This window comes from Apilactobacillus sp., from assembly GCF_025290035.1.
In the GTDB taxonomy this organism is placed as follows: Bacteria; Bacillota; Bacilli; order Lactobacillales; family Lactobacillaceae; genus Apilactobacillus.
This window is the reverse complement of sequence record NZ_JAMBKT010000028.1, coordinates 1-6,265: the sequence shown is the minus strand read 5'-3', so window position 1 is coordinate 6,265 and position 6,265 is coordinate 1. Positions and strand designations below refer to the sequence as shown.

At 37.8% G+C, this 6,265-nt stretch carries 6 protein-coding genes and 2 other annotated features; of the genes, 2 read left to right on the top strand and 4 right to left on the bottom strand.

All coding sequences use genetic code 11. The annotated features are described in order from the left end of the window. Positions 1-449, top strand: a 449-nt coding sequence (locus tag M3005_RS05535; protein WP_293794434.1) for a hypothetical protein, incomplete at its 5' end; no start/stop codon positions are given. Between the two features lie 16 nt (positions 450-465). Beyond that, entirely contained in the window at positions 466-1,074 is a 609-nt protein-coding gene (locus M3005_RS05530; protein ID WP_293794432.1) for a LemA family protein, read from the top strand. A 50-nt stretch (positions 1,075-1,124) separates the two neighbouring features. Here M3005_RS05530 and M3005_RS05525 read toward each other — a convergent pair whose 3' ends face one another. The 4 genes from M3005_RS05525 to brnQ (M3005_RS05510) form a co-directional block, all read right to left on the bottom strand. After that, a complete protein-coding gene (locus M3005_RS05525; RefSeq protein ID WP_293794429.1) occupies positions 1,125-1,763 on the bottom strand; it encodes an LptM family lipoprotein in 639 nt (212 codons plus the stop codon). Between the two features lie 86 nt (positions 1,764-1,849). After that, the gene (brnQ, locus tag M3005_RS05520; protein ID WP_293794426.1) at positions 1,850-3,238 is read right to left on the bottom strand and encodes a branched-chain amino acid transport system II carrier protein; all 1,389 of its coding nucleotides are present in this window, start codon (positions 3,236-3,238) and stop codon (positions 1,850-1,852) included. A 126-nt stretch (positions 3,239-3,364) separates the two neighbouring features. Beyond that, positions 3,365-3,601: a binding site (T-box leader), on the bottom strand. 56 nt (positions 3,602-3,657) lie between these two features. Then, positions 3,658-4,302, bottom strand: coding sequence for a hypothetical protein (locus tag M3005_RS05515; RefSeq protein WP_293794424.1), 645 nt, complete (start codon positions 4,300-4,302; stop codon positions 3,658-3,660). Between the two features lie 92 nt (positions 4,303-4,394). Further along, on the bottom strand, positions 4,395-5,771 hold the full coding sequence (gene brnQ / locus M3005_RS05510) for a branched-chain amino acid transport system II carrier protein (RefSeq protein ID WP_293794422.1): 1,377 nt from the start codon (positions 5,769-5,771) through the stop codon (positions 4,395-4,397). Between the two features lie 143 nt (positions 5,772-5,914). Next, positions 5,915-6,140 (bottom strand) — a binding site (T-box leader). Positions 6,141-6,265: the final 125 nt, after the last annotated feature.

Below are 6,265 nucleotides of genomic sequence, written 5' to 3'. Positions count from 1 at the left end.
TCTTACAGAGTAATAAAACCTTATTGAAGTCGAGTGATAATAATGACATCAATACAGGAATCCAAAATACGTTTAAGCGAGTAGCAACCATCTTAGATAAGCGCTATGCTAACCTAAGTGAAAAACAAGCTAAGCAAAAGCTGAAAGATAAAAAGCCTAATTACTTTGTAGTTGGGTTGATGGTACTTATCATCGCAGCGATTATTATCTCAGTTATCTTAATCATTAAGAATCAAGATGACGATGATGATCAACACTATGGTGGTGGCGGAGGTCGTCGTTCAGACGACGGCTTAGGCTCATTCATTTTAGGTGGTATTATTGGTAGCTTACTTAGCTCAGGTGGCCGTGGTGGATCATATGGTGGTTCTAATGGCTTCTCTGGCGGCGGAGGCTTTGGCAGCTCCGGTGGTGGCGGAAACTTCGGTGGCGGAGGGTCATCGATTTAATAAAGGAGAATAAATCATGGAAAACAAACCATTTTATAAAAAAGGCTGGTTCATTTCACTAGCCGTTGTCGTAGTTGTTTTATTTGCGTTAATTGGTGGCTTTATTAAGTCCGCTAACAGCATGGCAACTAGCGAACAAGGCGTTGAAGAACAACTGGGACAAGTCCAAACTGTCTTACAACGTCGTGCTGACTTAATTCCCAACCTAGTTAGTGCAGTTAAAGGTCAACAAAAACAAGAAAAATCAGTATATGGTGACATCGCAAAAGCCAGAACTGAATACTACAATGCAAAGACTAAGTACAACAATGCTAGTTCAGCTTCAGATAAGGTGAGCGCATTAAGTTCACAAGAACGTTCACTTAATGTCTTAGTTGGATCAATTAAAGAAGCATATCCAAACCTATCTTCAAACAGTAATATGCAAACATTGATGGTACAACTAGAAGGTAGTGAAAACCGTATCAGTGTTGAAAGAAATCGATACAACCAAGCAGCGCGTGCTTACAATGATAAATTAGTTAAATTCCCAGGATCATTAGTAGCAAGTATGACGGGCCACAAGAAGGTTAACTACTTCACAGCTGATACTAGTGCTCAAAACGCACCATCAGTTAACTTCTAAATTAAAAGTAAAATAAAAACGTTGAGAAAATTAATTCTCAACGTTTTTTATTATTTAACGATATCGGTAGCATTCTTAACTTTCTTAGCTTGAATATCATTAATGGCAATTGAATTATGATGTTTACTAATTACTGAAGCGTTAGTATAGTCATCTTGCGTGGAAATATTTAATGTTTCGTTTTTACCATTGTTGACTAGTTTGAATGCATCTGAACTAGTAACGATGATAGTGTGGTGAGGCTTGATTGGTTCATTATCCCAACTTTGTTCAAATGAATTTAAATAACTTTGTTGGTTGTACATTGTATTTGGATAAGCTGATGAATAAGCAAGTGGTTGATATAGTGAAGTTTTCTTACCGTCCACCTTTGCGTTTGCAACTAGCTTAGTATTGTTAACGATTTGCGCAGCAGTTAACATCTTGTTTGTATTATTAGTAGCTTTGAAGCTAAATAATACCATGTCAAAACGTTGCTTACTGTTATTATCGTAGCTAGTTCCACGATAGGTTTTGTAGAAAACAATGCTTCCTTTTTTAGTGACTAACTTAGTTTCTTTTTTATTGTTAACTAACTTCACTAACTTAGTTGGCTTAGTTGTTTCATCAGCGCTTTTTTGCTTTTTCCCACATGCGCTAAGTGATAGTACAGCGATTAAAGCAACGGCAATCACAGATATTTTTTTCATTTTGCACCCCCGTAATATTCTTCATAATTATTCTACACTTTTTAGAAATTAAAAACGACTATTCCTATTTGGAATAGTCGCTTTTTTTATTCTTGACCACGGGCTAGTTGGTGTCCTTTAGTTTTGTAAATGATTAATCCAATTAGTAATCCTACGAAGGCCGGGATTACCCAATCCATGCCGATGGATGCAAAAGGTAGGATGCCTTGTTCGAAGTGAACTAGTGCTTTGATAAATGATAGGTTAGCTAAAACTGGTGGTAATGCAGCTAACATATCAAAGAAGGCAGGAATTAAAGTAAATATAATCGTAAATAGATATACGTTTTTATCTTTATGAATTAGTGGGGTACATAATCCAAGAATGATTAGTACCATCGCAAATGGGTATAAGAACATTAATACCGGAATTGACCAAGTGATGATTAAAGTTAATCCTTCGTTGGCAATGATAAATGATAGGAAACAGTTAATTGCTAACCATTGGTGATATGACAAACGAGGGAAGTGATCGTGGAAGTCTTGAGAAAAAGCGGCTACTAGACCTACGGCAGTAGTAACACAAGTTAGAGTCATTAAGGTAGCTAATAACGCATGACCAGTCATACCTAAGTAGTGACCCATGAATTGGTTAAAAGTAGTTCCACCATCATCGTTGCTAATCTTGAATAGGTTTAAAGTAGTGGCCCCAATCCAAATTAAGATGATGTAGATAATTCCAACTAATGCTTCAGCAATTAGACCGGCACGGGCAGTAACTTTGGCGTTAGATTTTGGTGTGGTCTTACCTAGTTGTTTAACAGCAGCAACCACAGTAACCCCGAATGCTAGTCCAGCTAAAGCATCCATGGTGTTGTAACCTTGTAAGAATCCGTTAAAAAATGATTGTTGTTTGTATGCTTCAGTAACGGGTTGTAGGGATGCATTCCCCATTGGATGCATAAATGCTAGTAAGAATGATAGGAATAGCAATGCTAAAAATAGTGGATTTAAAATTTTACCTAAGTTATCGATGATGCTAGATGTACGATATGAAAGGTAGAATGTTGCGATAAAGAATAGAGCGGTGAAGATTAGCATTGCAATCTTTACGTATGGTGCGGGGATGAATGGTTCAATCCCAACCGTAAAGTTAACACTGGCAGTTCTAGGGGTTGCGAATAGTGGTCCTAAAGTTGAATGTACTAAAACTAAAAAGATAATGGCAAAAACAGGACCGAGTGGTCGGGCAATATCGTATACCCCTTTGGCACGGGAGATACTAATCGCAAGCACTGATAGTAGTGGTAATAATACTCCTGATGCTAAGAATCCTAGCGTTGCTGGGACCCAGTTAGCACCGGATAATTGACCTAAATGGATGGGAAAGATTAAGTTACCAGCACCGAAGAATAGTGCGAATAACATTGATCCGATAATTAAGTATTGTTTGATTGATAATGGTTTAGTATTGATGTCTTTAATTTCATTGTCCATGACGTTTCCTCCTTGAAAATACGGGTGTTAAATTGCTTGCATGTATTAACTACTCACGACACTTGTCATAACCATCATCTCCTTTTTTGTAAAAGCAATAAAAAAAGCACCCTTAGTTCTTATTGAACCAAGGGTGCTTTCGCACGGTACCACCTTAATTGCTAATCAAATATCGATTAGCCACTTCACGTACTAACATACGCTAACACTGTAATGGGTGTACCCAATATACGTTACTCTCCGGCAGGATTTCGGTATATAGCTCCAAAGATACTTTCACAAATAATCGGTTATCTCATTTCCAGATACTAGAGACTCTCTTGAACTCGCTTAAATGTTACTCTGCTTTTTCATCGCTTTTATTTAAACTGATTTATTTACTTAAAAAATATAGCAGTAAAATTTTTGAAAGTCAAATATTATTTTAAAGAATCTAATTCATCAGTTGAAATGTAGTGTTTATCAACTAATTCGGGATGGCTTTGTTTGAAAGTGTATTCCTTAATCGGATTCTTAGTGGGCACAGAAGTGTAAATCTTAAAGTCATTAAATTGGTTGGCGTTACTAGTTACCATTACGTTATAGCTTTCGTCACCACTTACCTTAAGAACAGCTGGCCAATAAGTGTTGATTTTGTATAGTGATTCGATGTAAACGGCATCGGTTTTACCATAACGTTCCATCATAAGTGGGCCTTGTCCAGAAACAGGATCGGTGGGGTGATCACCTCTGAATAAGTCAGGTTGAACCACGATTTTAGCTTCTTGTCCGTAGTACCAATTACCATAGTAATTACTAGTAATGGGTTTGTAGACTGGGTTAGGGTTGATGTCTTGGGCGGTTTGTTTCTTAGTGTCTTTTTTTACAGTTTTTTGGCTGGATGAGCTACTCATAGATGATGAACTGCTGTTACTTGATGAAGTAGAAGTAGCAATGCTACTTGAGCTAGTTGCAGTCTTATCGGTTTTAGAGCTTGAATGATGATATGCACCAAATGCCATGATAGCTAGAATGATGACAATTATGGCTGAAATGGCAGTAATAATTGCTTTTTTATCTTTCACGATAACACGTCCTTTCAATTGCTATGTTATCACTTTGAATAGATAAAAAAAGAGTTGAATCTTGGATTCGACTCTGATTTATGGGATAGGCTTTATTCTACAACGTTTGCCGCTAAATGTTTATTTTTTAAGTAGTGACACATTAGGCCTAATAGTAAACCAACGACTGCGAATACGACCCAATCCATACCGATGGATGCAAGTGGTAAGTAGTGTTGTTGGAAACCACCAACGGCTTTAGCAAATGCACTTTGTGATACGACTGGTGGGAATGATGCCAACATGTCCATTAAAGCAGGAACAGTGGTGAATAGCACTACCCAGAAGTAAACGACAGAATCGCGTTGGAATAGTGGTGAAAATACTGAAAGTAGGATTAAGACCATTGCGAATGGGTATAAGAACATTAGCATTGGTGTTGACCATTGGATGATAGTATCTAAACCAAAATTAGCAGTTAAGAATGATGCAACACACATTAGACCTAACCATTGAACGTAGCTTAATACTGGGAAGTGCTTGTGGAAATCTTGTGCGAATGCTGCCACTAATCCCATGGCAGTAGTTAAACAAGTTAATGTAAGTAGTGTTGCTAATAGTGCGTGACCGGTAGTTCCTAAGTAGTAGCCCATTAGTTGGTTAAATGCGACTCCACCGTCAGCAGATAATTTGAAATGACCTAAAGTAGTGGCACCTAACCAGATTAGAACCACATAGATTAAGCCGACTAATCCTTCAGCTAGAAAACCAGCTTTGGCAGTAACCTTGGCGTTACTAAATGGATTAGTTTTACCTAGTTGGTTAACAGCGGTAACGACGGTTACCCCAAATGCTAAACCGGCTAAGGCATCCATAGTGTTATAACCTTCTAAGAAACCGTTAAAGAATGATCCGTTTTGGTAAGCTGCAGTAACGGGTTGCGCAGATGCTGAACTCATTGGGTGTAGGAAAGCTAGGAAGAAAACAACGAATAATAGCACTAAAAAGACGGGGTTTAATAGTTTTCCGACACTGTCCATGATAGTTGATTCTTTGTATGAAAGAAGAAAGGCAGCTAAGAAGAATAAGAATGAAAATACTAGTAGTCCCACGTGGACATATTTATCTGGTAAGAATGGTTGTACACCCACTGCGAATGGAACAGTAGCAGTTCTAGGAGTTCCAAATAGTGGTCCAATTGTGGCATGGATTAAGACCATGAAGACTAGCGCAAAGGTAGGTCCTAGTGGCACCCCAATGTCATAGACCCCTTTGGATCTAGTAACACTGATGGCTAGCACTGATAGTAGTGGTAAAACGACTCCGGTACATAGGAAACCCAGCATCGCTAAGACCCAATGTGATCCGGCTAATTGACCTAAGTGAATTGGGAAAATTAAGTTACCAGCTCCGAAGAAGAGGGCAAATAGCAGTGAACTGACGACTAAGTATTGTTTGGTTGATAGTGGTTTGGTATTTAAATCTTGCATAGTAAGACTCCTTTAATAATCTAATTGTGGTAGTTATGTTTGTTATCGGTAAAATGTCAATCGGACTATCCATTGCCATCATCTCCTTTATTGTTTTTTTGATTGCTGGAATAAAAAAAGACGCCCTTAATCTATTTTCATAGACTAAGGGCGTCTTTCGACACGGTACCACCTTACATTCGTAGCTAAAAAAAGCTACCTTCACGTACTAACATACGCTGACGCTGTAAGGGGCGCTCCCCATGCACTTTACTTTGTTCAGTACATCGCTCGAAAGGGATTTTCACAACCGAATCAATGCTTCCTTACACCAGACGAAGCTCGCTTAAATTGATGTGATTTGTTACTCAACTTTCTCATAGCAATCTTTTATTTGACATTATATTAAAACTTGATGAGAATAATGTCAACATTATTTTTAAAATAATAATTCTTATAATTTTCTTAACAAATCCCTTGATTCACAAGTGATATAATATTACTATACTATAAAC